At 39.8% G+C, this 18,660-nt stretch carries 13 protein-coding genes; 8 read left to right on the top strand and 5 right to left on the bottom strand.

Annotated elements, in window-relative coordinates; genetic code table 11:
• The first annotated feature begins 88 nt into the window (after positions 1-88).
• The 3 genes from coaBC (at position 89) to WNY98_RS07025 (ending at position 4,890) form a co-directional block, all read left to right on the top strand.
• Entirely contained in the window at positions 89-1,282 is a 1,194-nt protein-coding gene (gene coaBC, locus WNY98_RS07035) for a bifunctional phosphopantothenoylcysteine decarboxylase/phosphopantothenate--cysteine ligase CoaBC (protein WP_342877496.1), read from the top strand.
• 110 nt (positions 1,283-1,392) lie between these two features.
• Positions 1,393-1,980 carry a nucleoid occlusion factor SlmA gene (gene slmA / locus WNY98_RS07030; protein WP_342877495.1) on the top strand — a complete coding sequence of 196 codons (588 nt, stop codon included), beginning with the start codon at positions 1,393-1,395 and terminating at the stop codon, positions 1,978-1,980.
• A gap of 141 nt (positions 1,981-2,121) precedes the next feature.
• Positions 2,122-4,890, top strand: a complete 2,769-nt coding sequence (locus tag WNY98_RS07025) for a prolyl oligopeptidase family serine peptidase (RefSeq protein ID WP_342877494.1) — start codon at positions 2,122-2,124, stop codon at positions 4,888-4,890.
• Between the two features lie 253 nt (positions 4,891-5,143).
• Here the strand turns inward: WNY98_RS07025 and WNY98_RS07020 are convergent, their stop codons facing one another.
• The 4 genes from WNY98_RS07020 to WNY98_RS07005 all read right to left on the bottom strand — a co-directional run bounded on the left by WNY98_RS07020 (position 5,144) and on the right by WNY98_RS07005 (position 11,846).
• On the bottom strand, positions 5,144-6,301 hold the full coding sequence (locus WNY98_RS07020; protein ID WP_024597710.1) for an ROK family transcriptional regulator: 1,158 nt from the start codon (positions 6,299-6,301) through the stop codon (positions 5,144-5,146).
• A 74-nt stretch (positions 6,302-6,375) separates the two neighbouring features.
• On the bottom strand, positions 6,376-7,617 hold the full coding sequence (locus WNY98_RS07015; protein ID WP_342877493.1) for a DUF4147 domain-containing protein: 1,242 nt from the start codon (positions 7,615-7,617) through the stop codon (positions 6,376-6,378).
• 10 nt (positions 7,618-7,627) lie between these two features.
• The gene (locus WNY98_RS07010) at positions 7,628-9,208 is read right to left on the bottom strand and encodes a sodium:solute symporter (RefSeq protein WP_342877492.1); all 1,581 of its coding nucleotides are present in this window, start codon (positions 9,206-9,208) and stop codon (positions 7,628-7,630) included.
• Between the two features lie 196 nt (positions 9,209-9,404).
• Positions 9,405-11,846 carry a TonB-dependent receptor gene (locus tag WNY98_RS07005; RefSeq protein ID WP_342877491.1) on the bottom strand — a complete coding sequence of 814 codons (2,442 nt, stop codon included), beginning with the start codon at positions 11,844-11,846 and terminating at the stop codon, positions 9,405-9,407.
• 196 nt (positions 11,847-12,042) lie between these two features.
• On the opposite strand from WNY98_RS07005, the gene WNY98_RS07000 reads away from it, so the two are divergent.
• The 5 genes from WNY98_RS07000 (at position 12,043) to WNY98_RS06980 (ending at position 17,050) form a co-directional block, all read left to right on the top strand.
• A complete protein-coding gene (locus tag WNY98_RS07000; RefSeq protein WP_342877490.1) occupies positions 12,043-13,344 on the top strand; it encodes a trehalase family glycosidase in 1,302 nt (433 codons plus the stop codon).
• Between the two features lie 16 nt (positions 13,345-13,360).
• The gene (locus tag WNY98_RS06995) at positions 13,361-14,338 is read left to right on the top strand and encodes a carbohydrate kinase (protein WP_342877489.1); all 978 of its coding nucleotides are present in this window, start codon (positions 13,361-13,363) and stop codon (positions 14,336-14,338) included.
• Positions 14,335-15,534, top strand: coding sequence for an AGE family epimerase/isomerase (locus tag WNY98_RS06990; protein ID WP_342877488.1), 1,200 nt, complete (start codon positions 14,335-14,337; stop codon positions 15,532-15,534). The genes WNY98_RS06995 and WNY98_RS06990 overlap by 4 nt, the downstream gene beginning before the upstream one ends.
• 109 nt (positions 15,535-15,643) lie before the next feature.
• Positions 15,644-15,925: a hypothetical protein gene (locus WNY98_RS06985; RefSeq protein ID WP_342877487.1), complete on the top strand. Its 282-nt coding sequence runs from the start codon at positions 15,644-15,646 to the stop codon at positions 15,923-15,925.
• Between the two features lie 45 nt (positions 15,926-15,970).
• A complete protein-coding gene (locus tag WNY98_RS06980; protein ID WP_024608050.1) occupies positions 15,971-17,050 on the top strand; it encodes a DUF4238 domain-containing protein in 1,080 nt (359 codons plus the stop codon).
• A 197-nt stretch (positions 17,051-17,247) separates the two neighbouring features.
• Here the strand turns inward: WNY98_RS06980 and WNY98_RS06975 are convergent, their stop codons facing one another.
• Positions 17,248-18,432, bottom strand: a complete 1,185-nt coding sequence (locus WNY98_RS06975) for an NAD(P)/FAD-dependent oxidoreductase (RefSeq protein WP_342875308.1) — start codon at positions 18,430-18,432, stop codon at positions 17,248-17,250.
• Between the last annotated feature and the right edge of the window lie 228 nt (positions 18,433-18,660).

The raw sequence follows: 18,660 nt of genomic DNA, 5'->3' as shown, positions 1-18,660 counted from the left end.
AGCCTGTTATTTCGAATTAAAAAACTTCGCTGTACGGGTAAAGATTTGTTATTTTAAGCGCAATATTTAATAAGACTGATGAATAACCATGACTAACTTAACAAACAAAAAAATTGTACTAGGTATTACCGGCGGCATTGCAGCTTATAAATGTGCAGAGCTCGTTAGGCGATTAAAAGACGCTGGTTGTGAAGTAAAAGTAGTTATGACTGAATCAGCTAAGCACTTTATTACCCCTTTAACTATGCAAGCCGTTAGTGGCGAAACTGTCTCAGACTCGTTACTTGACCCTTCTGCTGAAGCTTCAATGGGACATATTGAATTTGCAAAATGGGCTGACTTAATTTTAGTCGCCCCAGCAACGTGTAATATTATTGCTAAAATGGCAGCCGGCATTGCTGACGACTTACTAACAACGTTACTACTAGCAACACCTGCAAAAGTCGCAGTTGCACCTGCCATGAACCAGCAAATGTATGCACACTCAGCGACACAAGCCAATTTGACCACATTAAAAGCTCGCAACGTACTTATTTGGGGCCCTGGTAAAGGTGAGCAAGCATGTGGCGATGTAGGCGCTGGGCGCATGTTAGAGCCACATGAGCTAGTTGCGCTATGTACAGCAAAAGAGCAACCGCAATTACTTGCAGGAAAAACAATTACAATAACAGCAGGCCCAACGCGTGAGCCTCTCGATCCGGTACGTTTTATATCAAATCACAGTTCAGGAAAAATGGGTTATGCACTGGCAGAGGCCGCTTTGCAACTCGGTGCTACGGTTAATTTAATTTCGGGTCCTGTTACGATTAAAGCGCCTCTTGGCGTAAATTTAATAAATATTGAAAGCGCTGAGCAGTTACTAAATGAATCATTAATTTATGCACCACAGTCAGATGCATTTATTGGCTGCGCCGCTGTAGCAGATTATCGAGCGGCAGAAATTGCGACTCAAAAAATGAAAAAGCAAGGCGACGAACTCACTCTTACTTTAACTAAAAACCCTGACGTAATTGCAGCTATTGCCAACCTTAAACAAAACCGTCCTTATACTGTGGGGTTTGCCGCCGAAACTCAAAATGTAGAAAGCTATGCGAAAGGTAAACTAAAAAATAAAAATCTAGATATGATTTGCGCTAATGACGTATCAAAAAGTGGCTTAGGGTTTAATTCCGATCATAATGCTTTAACACTATACTGGCATAACGAACAACTTGAATTACCAACAACAAGTAAAATAGAAATAGCTCGCAAGGTGATCGAACAGCTGGCCAAACATCTATAAAAGGCTGGAAACAAACTGAATAAAACATTAACATACGCCATTCATTTGAACAAAAAATGACTAGGGTTCTTAACTGCGCCACTAAGAATAACTAATAAAAAGGAATGTTCATGCCTGCGACAAAAAGAAGTAATCGCAAAGAGCAAATACTGCAAGCACTCGCACAAATGTTAGAAACTAATTTAGGCCAACGCATCACTACAGCAAAACTAGCTGCTGAGGTGGGTGTGTCTGAAGCCGCGCTATACCGTCACTTTCCGAGCAAAGCGCGTATGTTTGAGGGCTTAATTGAGTTTATTGAAGATACCCTTTTATCTCGTATAAATATTATTATTGAAAACGAAAAAGAAAGCCAAACGCGCATTTATAACATTCTATTATTACTTCTAACCTTTGCTGAAAAAAACCCAGGTATTACTCGTATTTTAACGGGTGATGCTCTGCAAGGTGAGCAAGAACGTTTGCGAGAACGTGTACAAACCTTGTTTGAAAAACTAGAAACTCAGTTTAAACAAGTACTTCGTGAGCGTAAATTACGTGAAGGTAAAAACTTTCAAAGTGATGAGCTTACACTTGCAAACTTTTTACTCGCCTACGTTGAAGGCAAAATGAATCAGTTTGTACGTAGCGACTTTAAAGCAAAACCAAGTGTTCAATTTGAAAAACAGTGGTTTGAGCTACAAAAAATTTGGCTGTAATTTTTTGCTAAATTAATAAATTGAATACTAAAAAACGACCTACGGGTCGTTTTGTCGTATGTAGCTGCCATTTATCTGATCCGCTCGAATTATGAACCAAACTCGCTACAATGAAACAATGTCATAATACGAGAATCAATAATGAAAACAAAACTCACCTTATTAAGCACGGCACTCGTTGCCAGCTTAACTAGCACCGGCATACACGCCAAAGAATCACTACAATTTAAAGACATATTTAGTTTTAAATCAGCTAAAAGCACGCAACTATCTGACAATGGTCAAGTACTCTCTTTTAGTGCAACGCCGTATCGTGGAAATGCAACGGGCCAAGTTTACTCACTACAAAGCAATACACTCATCGCAGAAGTAGAGCGCGGCATTAAGCCTCATATTAACAAAACCGCTAACTGGGTCGCTTTTACACAAGTACCTACCTTACTTGAAAAAGAAACAACTAAGAAAAAAGACACCCTTAAAAATAACTTGATACTCGTAAACACACAATCAGGTGCCCAACAAAGCTTTGCTGATGTAAAAGAATACAGATTATCTGATGACGGTATGTGGCTTGCTTATCGTTTAAATAAAAAAGACGATGACGTAAAAGTAGAAGATAAAACCGATAGCACTAAAAACGAAGAAGATAACGCTATCACGCCCGATAAAAAAGATAAGAGCTATGCGCTTGTTATCGTAAATTTATCTGATAAACGCACCCATACAATAGAAAACGTATTTAGCTACGCTATTAACTCAGCTAGCAGCCAACTATTAGTGAGCCAAAGTTACAGCGATGGCAATAACAACCAAATAGCGTTAATTGAGCTAAGTGACTTTAATAACAGTGTATTAATTGATGAACCAGGCGTAATCGCAAATAAAATAGCGTGGCACCCAACTGACAATATTGCAGCGTTTACATTGGGTAACTATGTAAATGATGACACGCGCCGTCGTAGCTACACTTTACAGCTATATAAAAACGAGAAGCTTGCAACTATAGATTCACCGAATAAAGCATGGACGTTAGGGAAAACAGCCACCCTTGAATGGTCAGAAAATGGCGAGCGTTTATATTTTGAAAACCATCCAAAGCTTGCTGCTAAAGTTAAGGCTAAAGAATATACTGATGAAGCCTCATTGTACGACTTTGATACCATACGTGAACATAAAGGTTTAGATGTATGGCACAACAACGATGCGCAAATAAAACCGCGTGAAGAGCAGCAATGGAACGAAGTTAATAAAAATCGCCATTACAGTGCGGTGTATCACGTTAACTCGCAAAAAGTGGTACAGCTAAGTACCACTAATATGCCTGAGGTTGCACTAAACCCTCAGCGAGATGTATCTTTACTTGGTTCATCTAACATCCCCTACCTAGAAAAAATAATGTACGGCGGTTTTTTTGCTGATTACTTTGCAGTAAATATAAACACCGGTAAACAAACTCCAATTATTAGTAACTATCCGTTTAGACCGAGCCTTGCCCCTAGTGGTGAGTTTGCGGCTTATTTTAGCGACAGCCAAATACAGCTAAAAGATTTAAAAAACAATAAAGTAACACCGCTTACAAAAGCGATTCAGGCAACCTTTGCTGATGATAAACACGACTACCCATCTACTCAACCTGGTTATGGTTTTGCTGGTTGGATGACCGACAGCAGCCAAGTGCTTGCTTATAGTAAATACGATATTTGGGCATTTGACGTAAAAACGCAGCAAGCTAAACGCCTAACTAATGGTAAGCAAAGCAATACGCAGTACCGTGTTATTAAGCTTAATAAAACCCAAGTGGGGTTTAAAAAAGGCGATACATTACTTGTCTCTGCTATTAACTTGCAAACTAAACAAAGCGAAGTTGCAAAGCTCGACTTAGCTACAAACACAATAACTAACGTGCTTAGCGGTAATAAACGCTTTGATGTAGTTAAAAAAGCCAAAAAGGCTGACAAGTACTTGTTCACCTCGCAAACTTATAGCCAATTTCCTGATTACTACCAAACTGATTTTAGCTTTAGCGCACCAAAACAAGTGACCACCCTAAACCCACAAATTAGTAATTTTTCCTGGGGAGAAAAGCCAGAACTAATAAGCTATAAAGGCTTTGATGGCGAAGATTTACAAGGCGTACTAATAAAACCAGCGGGCTATAAAAAAGGCGATAAAGTACCTGTGGTTGTGTATTTTTATCGTTACATGAGCCAGCGTATGTTTGATTTTCCAAAAATGGAATTAAACCATCGCCCTAACTTTCCTATGTTTACCTCAAACGGCTATGCGGTATTTTTACCTGATATTCGCTTTGAAATAGGTCACCCTGGTAAATCGTCAACGCAAACCATGATAAACGCCACCCAAAAATTAATAGATTTAGGCATAGCCGACCCAGATAAAATAGGTTTACAAGGTCACTCTTGGGCAGGTTATCAAAGTGCGTTTATGATAACCCAAACAGATATGTTTAAAGCGGTTGTATCTGGCGCGCCAGTATCAAACATGACAAGTGCTTACAGTGGCATACGTTTAAAATCGGGCCTTGCTCGTCAGTTTCAATACGAAACAGGGCAAAGCCGTATTGGCAAAAACTTATTTGAAGCACCAGAGCTGTACATAGAAAACTCACCAGTATTTTTTGCAGACAAAGTTAATACGCCTATCTTAATAATGTCTGGCGACAAAGATGATGCAGTGCCTTGGCATGAAAGCGTGCAGTATTATTTAGCACTACGCCGTGCAGGAAAAGACGCTACATTTTTACAATACGAAGGTGAACCACACCACTTGAAAAAGTTTCCTAATCAGGTCGATTTTTCAGTGCGTATGATGCAGTACTTTGATCATTACTTAAAAGGCAAACCAGCTGCAAAGTGGATGACACAAGGCGAGGCATTTCTAAAGGAATGATACTAATGTAATTGGTATAAACAACACTAAAAAAGCCGATATAGCATAAACAATATCGGCTTTTTTATTTTAAAGTTTCTATTACTTATACCAATTCGTTTAATTAAGTGAGCTATTTTGAGGCTGGAAAAACGTGTTGATAGCTAGGCAAAAAACTCGCTATTCAGTTGTTCTAAATGAGATTTTTTTAACGCAGGTAACGACACGTTTAGCCCCGCAAAATGATTAAGTATTATTGCGGATTGGTATTAAGCTACAAACACAATTCTCTAAATGGCAATGTGGCTGCGCCAATTGATACCGGAAAATTATCAATATTAGAAACCACCAGCTTTGGCATAGGGCGTTTAGCGCCACGTCTAAATTGTGCATAAACCTCAGTTCGTGCAATAACTTTTTCAGCCAACTCTTTTGGAATATGGCCACCAATAATAATCGCTTCAGCATCTAATAATGCAGAGCAACAGGTTGCCACTAAATCAAATGAGTCTTGAACTTTAAACAGCCACTCTTCAACGCCAGGCCAATCGGGGTCAAAGTTGTCATGCAGGTCGTAAATAGAAGTAACCGCTACGCCATTTTTTTTCAAAATACGTTTTAGTAATTCAAGATTAGGGTGCGCATATAATTTAGGCGGTAGCATGTCGCCAAGCTCACCTGCGTTTCCGTATGTACCGCGCAGTACGTCGCCATTATTTACAATACCGCCACCAAATGCGGCCGATACAAACATATAAACAAAGTTTTTGTACTCACGACCAATACCTGCAACACCCTCGCCTGCAGCTGCGCCTGTAGCATCGTTAACAACCCAAGTAGGGAGCTGAAAATGCTGCGACACAATATCGATAATATCAACCTGCGACCACTCTTCTAGCATATGGTGGGTATTCATTTTCCCATCCATTGAGCTAAAAAAGCCAGAGATACCCACGCCCATTCCTAGTACTTTTTCACTTGGAATGTCACGCTCAGCGCTTATTTCTTCCACCAGCTTTTGTGCACACTTAAGCACATTATTAATGCTCATATCCGACATTAGCTGCATATGGGTGTACACAACCTTTCCCGTAAAATCCATTACAGCAATCGAAATGGCATCAAGCAAAATAGCTAAGCCAAAGGTAAATCCGTAATCGGGGTTAAGGGCAATGCCAAACCCCGGCTTACCTTTTTTATTAGGAATAAGCGTATCGCTTTGTACAATTACACCGTGCTGGGTTAACGACTTAAGTAAACGCGACACAGTTTGCTGTGGAATACGAGTTGCGCTCACAATATGACTTTGAGTTACGCACTTTTCCCAAAACACCACTTTTATAATATCGCGCTCAATATCTTGAAAAAGCTTTTCGCCTTTTCCAAGCTCAAAACCAGAGCGTAATAAGTTACTGTTGTTTAACGAAAACATAGGTATTAACCCTAACAAAATTGGAGCACAAGATTACGTGAAACCATTATAAAGAACAAGTGGGCAAACTGCGCCTACTCAATCACTATCACTCTAAAATCATTCACATTTGTGTTAGTTGGCCCAGTAATAATTAAATCATCAATTGCTTTAAAAAACTGATGGCTATTATGTCCTTCTAATTGCGCTTGAAGGCTCTCTCCTGCGCTTTGTGCCCGTGTAACCGTTGTGCTATTTATGTAAGCACCCGCTACATCTTTACTACCATCTACACCATCGGTATCACAAGCAAGTGCGTAAATACCCGCTTCGCCATTAAGCGCCTCAGCCAACGCCATTAAGTATTCTTGATTGGGCCCGCCATCGCCATAAACATCAGCAACGGTTACTGTAAGCTCGCCGCCTGAGAACAACATAATGCGCTTGCCTTGGGCTTTTTGCTCAAGAGCGATAGCCGCATGTTGCTTTGCAACTTCTTTAGCCTCGCCTTGAATATCATACCCTAGTACCTGGGTTTCCCAGCCTTCATGCTGTGCAATACTTATAGCGCTATCAATAGCATGCTGCGCGTTTGCAACAATAAAGTGCCCACCTATGGTATCGGCAGCTCGTTCTTGCTCAGGTTTTAATAAATGTGCTTCAACCTCTGCAATTACCGGCCAATTGTACTTTTGTAAAATAGCCAGTGCATCAGCTTTAGTACTGCCATCGCTAATAGTAGGACCAGACGCTATATCACTTGGTTTATCCCCTACTACATCTGAAATAATAAGCGTAACGTAATCCGACTTAGCAGCCTGCGCTAGCTTACCGCCTTTAACAAGTGACAACTGCTTACGTACTACATTTATTTCATCAACGCTTGCACCACTTCTAAGTAAAAACTGATTAAGCTTTTGCTTTTGTGAAAAAGGCACATCATCAACAGGTAGGCACATCAACGACGAACCGCCCCCCGAAATAATAAACAAAATAGGAATATCAGCCGGATTATTTTTTACAAGCTCCAATAACTCTTTGCCAGCAGCCAAGCTATTATCATCTGGTGTTGGGTGGTTCGCACTAAGCACTTTAATTCGCCCAGTATCGCCGCTACTTTCGTAGCCATAACGCGTTACCACTGCGCCAAAGCATTTATCACCATAAAAGCGATTAACTTCGGCGGCCATTTCAGCGGCGGCTTTACCCGCCCCTACTACACACAAGCCTTTGCTTGCATCTATGTTTTCTAAATACTTACTCATGCAAGCGCTGGGTTTACAGGCATTTACCGCAGTGGTAAATAAATCAATTAAAAACGATTTTTTAGAATCCATTAGTCACAGCTCACGAAAAAATTGAAGGAATAGCTAAACAAATTAATATCATCACAATAAACATGCTAAGTAGCATAACAATATCTTTGCCAGTTAAAATTGAGTTTGATATTGTCTCGGCATTTTGTACTTTTGTGACTTCGTTCACTTCTCGTGGGATTAAACGACTCGTGACATAAATAATCACAGCGGCGCTGACAAAGCCTATAAAGTTCCACCAGAACCAGAAAATATCAGGTGCAAATACCGACACCAACAGGTTAATTAATACACCACTAATTAAGCCAATATTGGCATGTAGTGCAGCACTGCGTTTACTTAGCACAGCAATTAAAAATACGGCGAGTATTGGGCCATAAAATAACGAGCCGACTTTGTTAATAGCTTCAATAATAGTTGGGGCTATGTCACCGGCAAAAAGTGATAACACTAAGGTAATTGCGCCCCATGCTAAGCCTAAGTATTTAGCCAGTTTTAAATACGCTGGTTGGTCTAACTCTTTATTAGAAATACGCCTGTAGTCTTCAATACTTACGGCCGAAAGTGAATTAATTGCAGAGCTAAGTGATGACATCGCTGCCGACAAAATAGCGACAACTAACAAACCAATTAAGCCGTGCGGCAAGTAATCTAAAATAAATATAGGCATCATCCAATCGGGGTTATCTGCTGGAATTTTTGCTAAAAATTCAGGGTTACTCATTGCCAGTGTGCCAACAATTAAACCCGACACGCAATATAAAATAGTAATAGGAAAACGCACTACGCCGTTGGCTAAAATCATGTAGCGTAGATTTTTAGGATTCTTTGCACTGAGCGCACGTTGCGCTTGAGTTTGGTCACACCCGTAGTAAGAGGCGTAAAGTACCACACCACCAAAAATCATCGGTAAAAAGCCAAAGCCATCACCGCTAAAACCAAATGAATCAAACTTAATCGCTTCTAATCGGCTCGAATCAACATTGGCAATAAAGGTATCAACGCCACCTAAGTGATAAAGCCCAAATCCGATACAAGCAATAGTACCTAGTACAATGATGATCATTTGAATCGCATCACCGTACACTACCGCTTTCATCCCACCTTGTAGTGAATATAAAACGGTTATAACACCCGTTAGTACAATGGCCTGCCATGCTTCTATTCCCATGGTGCCTTGTAGAATAAGCGATACCGCGTAAATCATAATGCCGGTGGCAAACGCACGGCTAAATTGAAACACCACGCTAATAAGTACACGGGTCGAGCGCCCAAAGCGCATTTCTAAATAATCGTAAATACTGACAATGCCGCTTTTATAAAGCTTGGGTAAAATAGTCGCTAAAATTAAAATCATCGCCAGCGGAACACCCAGCTCATACGAGAGCCATTGCATACCACCACCTTCACGCAAACCAACAAATGCAGGAGCCGAAATAAAGCTAATAGCCGAAAGTTGAGTGGCCATTACCGACAAAGCTAAAGGCTTCCAACCTAAGCTTTTACCCCCTAAAAAGTAATCATTTTTATTGGTTTGTTCGCGTAGCATAAATCCCATTACCAATAAGGCACCAAGATAAAGAGCAACTATTGAAAAATCTAATATATTCATAATTAATTCGCGTATTCACAATATGAAAACACTGCGCCTTTTCAAAATTAAAATACTAAACGGCTACCTGCCCTTACCTTTTTAATAAACGAGCCTAGTCAAAAAGGTAAACCTGTAACTAACTTAGCTGAAAAATGCATCACAATGCAAAAAGCCTATTAACCCAAAAGTGAGTTAATAGGCATAAAGCATTTATTTAAAAGTCGTATTTAACTCTTAAAGTAACGCGTCGTGGGAGAATCGGGCGACCTACAAAGTATGGATTATCTGCCGTTTGGCTATTACCTAAACGTGGCGAACCTTCAGTAACACCGTCAGAATCAAACAGGTTAAATACCCCAACGCTTAAGCGTACTGTTTGCTCTGGTGCAACTTGCCAGTTATAACCTGCATCAAATCTAAATAAGTGGAATGAATCGAGCTCTACAGAGTTTGCATCGTTAGCAAAGTTTTTACCTGTAAAGTTATGATAGATAGAAGCATCCCAGTCATCTGTGGTATAGCTTATAGATGTATTGAATAGTATTTTTGGTTTACGACGTAACTCGTTACCAATAATAGAGGGGTCTGAATCAAATTCTGTAAATTCGTGATCGGTATAGGTCATGTTGGCATCAACAGCCCACTCATCGGTAATATCGTAACGACCTGTAAGCTCAACACCCGTTGCTTTAGTTGACTGCATTACTGGCAGCTCTAGTACGCCACCGTTACCATCGTTTACAAAGTCTACGCTGCGTCTATCTTTTAAGTCTGTTCTAAATAAAGCAACACTACCGCTAAAGTCGTTATCAAAAAACTTAACACCTAATTCGCCCTGCTCTACAATTTCAGCCTCGTAACTAGCTGGTTCGCCTAAATCATTAAACTGAATCCCCCTAATTTCAGGGAAGAAAAACCCGCGCGATGCATTAGCATATACATTTAAATTATCTGTTAAGCGATATAACGCCGCCCCCGATACAGCAAATTCAGACGTGTCGACTTCGCCGTAAGTCATTACACCACTGCCCGTAGTGTTTACTTGTAAGTTAGATGCAAGTGATGGGTAGTTATTTATTTGTACAACTTGGCTGCCTTCGCGGCTAATTTTGCCTTCAATTTCTTCGTAGCGAACACCAAAGTCAAAAATCCAATCGTCACTTTCCATTTGATCCGCTACGTACAGTGCTCGGCGGGTAGCGCTAATGGTTTGGTTAGTATAAGAAATACCTGGGCCACTAATACCATTTTGAGTGTACTGAACCTCGTCGCCATTAACATCGGTATACGTTAAGTCGATTAAGCGAGGGTTGTTATTAAACTCACCTAAGTAAGTTGTGATAACGTTGTCGTCGTCGGCTTCACTGTGAGAGAAAAATGTGCCGACTGTAATATCATGGCTAAAATCACCTACAAAAATACTTTTGATGATATTAAATTCTGCAGAAAAGTCTTCAGCTGGGCGGTCGCGGTCTAAAATGCGGTTAGCAAATAGTAAGTCATCACTTGCAAGTGCGACACCTGAATTAACATAAGAAAACTCAGCACCGCTTGCATCACCTAGCCCCCGGTTAGCTAAAAAGTCGTCTTGGCTTTCAGGTACATTAATAATACCGTCGCCGTCTAAAAATAGATTAAATTCGTGTTGGTACTTAGCGTATTTACTGCGCATATTAATGGCAAAATCGTTAGCGAGTTCTTTTTCAAACACCACTGAAATAGAGCCACCTTTAGTAACGACACCATCGCTGATTGGCGATTCGTAACGACCATTTGCTGTATCGTACGTTAAGTTAGATACTTGCGCCGTTTGCAGTGACTCAACTTCACGACCATCGTTACCAATTAAGCGCTCGCGGCTGTCGCCATCAAGTGGAATAGGTAAGTAAAACTGCGCTTGGTCGTCAATGTACTGTCCGTAAACAGTAAATGAGCCAGAGCCATCATCAAATTCTTTACGAATATTACCACGCAACTGTGTACCTTTCGTCTCAAGGCCTGTATCTAAAGGACCCTCGTCGTAGCGGTAAAAACCAGAAAGCGCGTAATATAAGCCATCTTCGTTAAGTGGACCGCTCGTTGCAAAATCTAAGCGAGTACGTCCTTGATCAGAAAGCTCCATTTGTACGGTACTTTGCGGATCGTCACTGCCCGTTTTAGAAATATAGTTAATAATGCCGGCCACAGAACCTTGACCAAATAAATTAGATACCCCACCACGCACAAACTCTACGCGCTCAATACCCAAATCATTACGGTAATACACATCAAACGCTGATGAGTTCAAACCAAAAACACTCAAACTAGGTGAACCATCATAAGACAGCGGCGTAAACTGAAACTGACCCGATGAAGGTAGTCCTCTAACTTGTAGGTTAGTAGCGACTTCACCGCCACCGCCTTCTACTTTAATACCCGGAATATAGCGAAGCACATCCGCTTGGCTACTTGAAGACAGCTTTACCAGCTCGTCTTCGCTAATAGATGTTACTGATTGAGGAGTGTCTGAAATAACACGCCCTTTACTGGTACCAGAGACGATAATACGCTCAACGTTGTTAGCTTTTTTTGCTGTATCTGGTGCAGCTTCTTCTGCTGCATAAGCGCCCTGTGCAAGGCATAAAGATACAATAGAGGCGATCGTTGTTTTATTCACGGGTATTCTCCAATTGTGCTAGTTGTCTGTGTGTATTTACTTAGAGTGTGGCTAAGCAAAGCCGAAATAATCAAGTAAACATGTTAGTTTTTTGTTACTTCGAACAGGATTTAAGCATAGAAAAAAAACATTTACAACCCATAATGAGTGCTTTAATATTATCCAAATCGGAAATAACACACAAAGAGCACCCAATATGACTACTATAAACAGCGGTAAAATTGACTCAGCAACGGCTTCATCGCTTGCAGACCTTGCTACTAAAACACTTATAGCAAACGACTTAGGTGGCTATACAGTACCAACACATGGCCTATACCCGTTTCAGTGGAACTGGGATTCAGCCATTACAGCGCTAGGCTGGATGAAATCAGACGAAAGCCGCGCATGGCAAGAAATTGATGTGTTATTTTCAGGCCAATGGGATGATGGCATGGTGCCGCACATCTTGTTTCATAAAGATTCTGATACTTATTTTCCTGGTCCTGACGTATGGGGATCAGATAAAAAAATTAAAAGTACCTCTATTTCACAGCCGCCAGTAGTTGCTACTGTAATGAAGGAAATGCTTGCCAGCGCGAAAGATAAAACACTTGCAGAACAAAAGATTAAAGTATTATTTTCACAAGTAGTTGATTATCATTTATGGTGGTACAACGACCGAGATCCTGAAAAAACAGGTTTAGTAGTGACCTACCACCCGTGGGAGTCGGGCATGGATAACAGCCCATCATGGGATGACGCTCTTCATGCTGTGCCGTGTGTGGATTGGGAATATACGCGCCGTGATACAAGTCATGTAGATTCTTCTCAGCGTCCACATAAAAGTGAATACGATCGCTTTTTATACCTTGTAGACTTTTTTAAACGTAGCAACTTTGACAGTAAAGTAATTTACGAAACCAGCCCTTACAAAATGAATGACCTAGGTATTATTGCTATTTTACACCGTGCAACCAAAGATTTACTCAAAATGGGTGAACAACTTGGCTTAAACGATGCTCGTACTGATTACTTAGCACAGCGTTTACAAATAACAGAGCAAGCCATAAACACTTTATGGTGTGAACAAAGCCAGTACTTTTATTGCAGAGATGTACTAACTAACAGCTTAGCTAAAGTTAAAACATCAGCTGCGCTATTAACTGTATATGCAGGTTTAACAAGCGATGAGCAAACTAAAATAATTAATACAGCCACTGAAGATTTTATTGAGTCGAGTCAATTTAGTGTGGCATCTACTCACCCTAAAGAAGAAAAATACGAGCCACAACGCTACTGGCGTGGTCCTATTTGGCTACACATAAACTGGATGATAGCCACAGGCCTTAAAGAAGCAGGTTTTGTAACAACGGCTGAAAAAATTCAAGATGACACTCGCAACCTCGTTGTTAAGTCAGGCTACTACGAATACTTTAACCCAGAAACAGGCGCAGGCTGCGGTGGTAAAGATTTCTCGTGGACAGCGGCAATAGCACTGCATTGGCTACTTGACTAACAACTAAGGCAACATCATGAAACACACAATATGCTTTGGTGAAGTACTGGTTGATTTACTTTCAAATAAATTGAGCCAAAACAGCAACGAACACGAAGCGTTTACAAAGTTTGCAGGCGGTGCGCCTGCAAACGTAAGCGTTGCCATTGCAAAGCTAGGCGGTAATGCCTACTTTGCAGGAATGCTAAGCACTGATAGCTTTGGCGACTTTTTACATAACGCATTAAAAGAGCAAGGTGTAAAAACCGACTTTATGCGTTTTACCAACCAAGCAAAAACAGCTCTCGCGTTTGTATCACTTGATAACGACGGCGATCGCACATTTGAGTTTTACCGTGATAACACCGCCGATCTGCACTTTAGTAATAATGACTTTAGTCGCGAATGGTTTGAGCAATGCGATATTTTTCATATTTGCTCAAACACATTAACCGACAAAAACATCAGAAACACCACTGCTTACGGTGTTAAATTTGCAAAACAAAATAACTCAATTGTGAGCTTTGATATTAACTTGCGCCTTAATTTATGGCCAAGCAATGCCAACCCTCGCGAGCATATTTTACCGTTATTAAAAGACTGCTCAATTATTAAAGCCTCAAAAGAAGAGCTTGAATACTTAGCGGGTGAGCAATCGAGCGATGAGTTTATTGCCCAAACACTGAGTAACGGCTGTGAGTTATTTGTAGTTACCGATGCAGGCAACCCTATGCATTGGTATACAAAAAATGCCAAACAAACGCTTCACCCTAAGAAGGTTACTATGGTTGATGCCACCGCTGCAGGAGATGCGTTTGTAGGTGGACTGCTGTATCAACTAGGCTTACAAAACCTGACACCCAACTCTTTTAGCGAGCTTTGCAACACGCCCGAAACACTAAATACTATTTTTGAATTTGCTTCATTATGTGGTGCTCATGCCGCATCTTATAAAGGAGCGTTTACCTCCTTACCTAACGAAAAATCGCTTAACGATTTTAGGAGCGCACTATGAAAAGTACACCTGATAACTTTAAAAGCCGCGAATTTTTAACACAACATATTGCCGATACGCTAGCGTTTTATGAGCCAAATATTGACGACGAACACGGCGGTTTTTACCAAAACTTTTCTGATAATGGTGAGGTATTTGATAAACACACTCGCCACTTAGTAAGCTCTACTCGTTTTGTATTTAACTATGCACGCGCGTATCAAACCTTTAATGGCGAAAAGTACCTAAACCGTGTTAAATCAGGGATTGAGTTTATTCGTAAGCATCACCTTGTTGAGCAAACAGGCGGCTACAACTGGTTATTAAAAGTTGAAAACGGTCAAGCTACCGTGCTCGATAATACAAACCACTGTTATGGCTTTGCGTTTGTTATTTTAGCGTACAGCTGGGCATACCGCGCAGGTGTTACTGAAGCGCGCGAATACCTAAATGATACATTTCAAACAATGGAAACACATTTTTGGGATGCAAAAGCAGGGTTATATAAAGATCAGCACAACAGCGACTTCACAAAGTGCGATTCATACCGCGGCCAAAATGCCAACATGCATACCTGTGAAGCCCTTATTGCCGCCTATGAAGCCACAAATGATGAAATATTTTTAAACCGTGCGCTCACACTTGCCGACAATATGGTTAATCGCCAAGCTAATTTAATGGGCGGATTAATCTGGGAGCATTACGATATAAATTGGCAGGTCGATTTAGAGTACAACAAAGACGATCCTAAAAATTTATTTCGTCCGTGGGGCTTTCAGCCTGGCCATCAAACAGAGTGGTCAAAACTACTTATGTTTTTAAATAAGCATAAACCACAAAAATGGCTTATTGAGCGCGCTCAAGCATTATTCGATAAATCAATAGATGTAGCGTGGGATAAAAAGTACGGCGGTATTTGCTACGGCTTTGCTCCTGATAAAACTATTTGCGATGACGATAAATACTTTTGGGTTCAAGCCGAAACTCTGTGTTGTGCCGCGTATCTTTATCAAGCAACAGGGGATGAAAAATATCAGCAATGGTATGACAAAATTTGGCAGTATTCGTGGCAGCATTTAGTCGATCATAAATACGGCGCTTGGTTTAGAATTTTAACCGCTGACAATAAAAAAATAGACACGATGAAAAGCCCAATAGGTAAAACTGATTACCATACAATGGGTGCCTGTTTTGATGTGCTCGAACTATTAAAGTAACTATGTAGTTATAACTTTTACAGTATTGTGTAGACCTTTTAACCGCCAGTTTGGCGGTTTTTTTCTTAATGGGTGGCCAAAATCACTGTACCACTTGTATCTTGAGGTTTTGGATGCAATCTCATCAGAGAAACAAACTCAGGCTAAAAAAACTGGTAAGGCTCGTAAACGCTCTGTTAGCACTGACTTGGAGAGAATTAAAGAAGATAAATCAAAAGAAAAAAGGCTAAAAGATAAATACCGACATGAGTTAGATGTTGCTAATCAAAGGCTAGATGAAGCATATGCAGAGCAAACAATGCTGTTAACTGCGATGATGAATTTTCTAGATATAGAAGATAGAATTAGATTATTACGAGAATCAAAATCTAAGATCGTTAGCATTAAATAGCTAGAGGTTATTAATAATTGCCGCTACATTGTAGGGAAAATATAAATGAAAAAGATAACAAGGAAGCAGCACTTCGTACCCAGGTGTTTACTTAAAAACTTTAGCTATAACGATGGTGCTATTAATATATTCGATTCAACTAGGAATAAGTTACGGCCATCTAATGTTGGAGCTGAACTATTCGAGAATAACTTCTATGATAAAGACAACACGATCGAAAATTTTTTGCGTGATTATATTGAAGGGCCAGGCGCTCAGGCTTTAAAAATAATTACAAGGGAAGTTGATGGACAATTGGATTTTGAAGGGCGAGTAGACCTTCTTCGGTTTATTTTAGTTCAATTAAGCCGTACACCAAATGCATATTCTTCCTCGCTAGATAATATTGACAATTATTTTAATGAATTAATAAATCAATTAGGTCAATTAAATGGTTTTGATAAAGAAGCTCTAGACGGTATAAAAGTTTCTTTTGATAACCCAAAATATTTTCTTCAACTGCAAACACTGGAAGCTGCGCTCAAAGTGCCTCTTCTCTTAGATTTAGAGTGGCACATACTAATTAATGAAACAGCCACTGAGTTTGTGATATCAGATCATCCTGTGGTTCATTACAACTGGTATCTTCGTAACTTACACTCAATAGATATCAGTGGTTTGTCTAAATGTGGATTGCAAGTTTTCTTACCAATATCAAGCACTATTACCTTATGTTTATATGATAGTAAGATCTATAAAATGGGAGCTAAAAATAGTTCCTGTACCATAATTGAAAACTTACCAGATATACATCTGCTAAATGAACTTCAATTTAGGAGTCGAGGCTCATTTATTGTTTTTAGGTCTACAGATGACTCAAACTATGTTAAAAAAATGAGCGATAAGTTTCCAGCGAATAGCATTTATAGTAATACAGTAAAAGCCATAGCTCCCACAATTATTGGAAGGGAAGCTAAAAGTAAAATCACCCTCTGGCGTAAATCTTATATTTTTGATAGATGGTTGTCATTTTGCAAAGTTAAAAACAAGAAAAAAAGTCAGGATATAACCTGTTATGATCGAATACCTGAAGAATTAGCTAAACATGAACAATTCATTAAAGAAATGAGGTCAAAAAAAGAATAAAAATATGACTTATTTGCTTGTTTTTCAATCGCTATTTTATTGCTTTTATGACTTAAATTATGACTTTATTTTTAAGGAATAAAATACATTAAATTCAAGTGGTTAACTTTTAATCATATTTTAAATAATATTTTTTACCAAGGTTAAGGGGTGAAGCGATCACCCCAAGGTTACAAACTTTATTGTCTCTACACAACCTAAGCGTACTGCCCACAAGCAAATCCACAGCTCCAAGCATACTGGAAATTGTAGCCCCCAAGCCAGCCCGTTACGTCAGTTACTTCGCCTATAAAGTATAGGCCTTTAGCTTTTTTAGCTTCAAAGGTTTTTGAGCTCAACTCGTCGGTATCTACACCGCCCAATGTTACTTCTGCTGTTCTATAACCTTCTGTGCCATTGGGTTTAATTTGCCACGCATGAATGTAATTTACTAACTCATCTATTTGGGCATGTGTAAGCTGATTAATATTACAATCTGGTATCGCTTTGCTTTCGTGCAGTATTTCTATAAAGCGTTTAGGTAAAATAGTCGAAAGGCTGTTTTTTAGCGACTTTTGGGCTTGCGCTTCTCGCCAATCGGCAAGTTGCTGCCTTAAATTAATTTCAGGTAATAGGTTTATAGTAACAGCCTGCCCTGCTCGCCAAAATGAGCTTATTTGCAATATTGCAGGGCCCGATAACCCTCGGTGGGTAAAGAGGATATTTTCTTTAAATACAGTGCCGTCTTCGCTTGAAACTTCACAAGGAATACTAATTCCCGAGAGCCCTTCAAAACGCTCTTTATCGTGCTGATGCAAAGTAAACGGTACAAGTGCAGCCATAGTTGGTAATACACTTAATCCAAACTGCTCTGCAATTTTATAACCTATTGGTGTTGCACCTAGTTTTGGCATGGTTAAGCCACCTGATGCAATGACTAACGACTCACAGCTTAATGTTTCTTGCTCTGTGGTAACGCTATAGCCGATTTCGGTTTTTGATACGCTGATCACTTCGTTGCGTAGCTTTATATTTACCCCGGCCCACTCACATTCGGTCAGTAAAATATCAACAATGTCTTGTGCATTGTTATCGCAAAAAAGCTGACCTAGTGTTTTATGGTGATACGCCAAGCCATGCCTGTCCACCAGCTCAATAAAGTCATGCTGTGTATAACGACTTAAGCATGATTTAACAAAATGAGAGTTTGTGCATAAGTAGTTATCCGGGGTTGCATTTTCATTTGTAAAATTACAACGCCCACCACCACTTATTAAAATTTTACGACCTGGTTTTTTTCCCATATCAAGTACTGTAACGCTTCGGCCACGGTATCCAGCTTGCGCTGCACACATTAATCCTGCTGCTCCCGCACCTATTACAATTACATCTACTTGGGTCATTTATTTATCTCATTAAAAAATTTGCTCGATTATAGCAAAATTTAATAGCTAACAGCGCAGCATTTCAATTATTAGTAATAACACAACAAAAACGCATCAGTAATAAGAGAGGAATAATTACCCGCACAAAAAAAACAACCCTTTATACTTATTTTCAATTTATATGACAAATACTAAACAACGAGTAAACCGCTAAAAACCTGAGTTATAACTAAATGAAAGAGGTAC

It is taken from the genome of Pseudoalteromonas sp. AS71 (genome assembly GCF_038900275.1).
Classification (GTDB): Bacteria; Pseudomonadota; Gammaproteobacteria; order Enterobacterales; family Alteromonadaceae; genus Pseudoalteromonas.
This window is presented reverse-complemented; position numbering and strand designations above follow the sequence as displayed.

What these genes read in the sequence shown, in the direction of transcription:
- coaBC (WP_342877496.1), top strand. Translation starts at nt 89, where the DNA reads ATGACTAACTTAACAAACAAAAAAATTGTACTAGGTATTACCGGCGGC.
- slmA (WP_342877495.1), top strand. Translation starts at nt 1,393, where the DNA reads ATGCCTGCGACAAAAAGAAGTAATCGCAAAGAGCAAATACTGCAAGCA.
- WNY98_RS07025 (WP_342877494.1), top strand. Translation starts at nt 2,122, where the DNA reads ATGAAAACAAAACTCACCTTATTAAGCACGGCACTCGTTGCCAGCTTA.
- WNY98_RS07020 (WP_024597710.1), bottom strand. Translation starts at nt 6,301, where the DNA reads ATGTTTTCGTTAAACAACAGTAACTTATTACGCTCTGGTTTTGAGCTT.
- WNY98_RS07015 (WP_342877493.1), bottom strand. Translation starts at nt 7,617, where the DNA reads ATGGATTCTAAAAAATCGTTTTTAATTGATTTATTTACCACTGCGGTA.
- WNY98_RS07010 (WP_342877492.1), bottom strand. Translation starts at nt 9,208, where the DNA reads ATGAATATATTAGATTTTTCAATAGTTGCTCTTTATCTTGGTGCCTTA.
- WNY98_RS07000 (WP_342877490.1), top strand. Translation starts at nt 12,043, where the DNA reads ATGACTACTATAAACAGCGGTAAAATTGACTCAGCAACGGCTTCATCG.
- WNY98_RS06995 (WP_342877489.1), top strand. Translation starts at nt 13,361, where the DNA reads ATGAAACACACAATATGCTTTGGTGAAGTACTGGTTGATTTACTTTCA.
- WNY98_RS06990 (WP_342877488.1), top strand. Translation starts at nt 14,335, where the DNA reads ATGAAAAGTACACCTGATAACTTTAAAAGCCGCGAATTTTTAACACAA.
- WNY98_RS06980 (WP_024608050.1), top strand. Translation starts at nt 15,971, where the DNA reads ATGAAAAAGATAACAAGGAAGCAGCACTTCGTACCCAGGTGTTTACTT.
- WNY98_RS06975 (WP_342875308.1), bottom strand. Translation starts at nt 18,432, where the DNA reads ATGACCCAAGTAGATGTAATTGTAATAGGTGCGGGAGCAGCAGGATTA.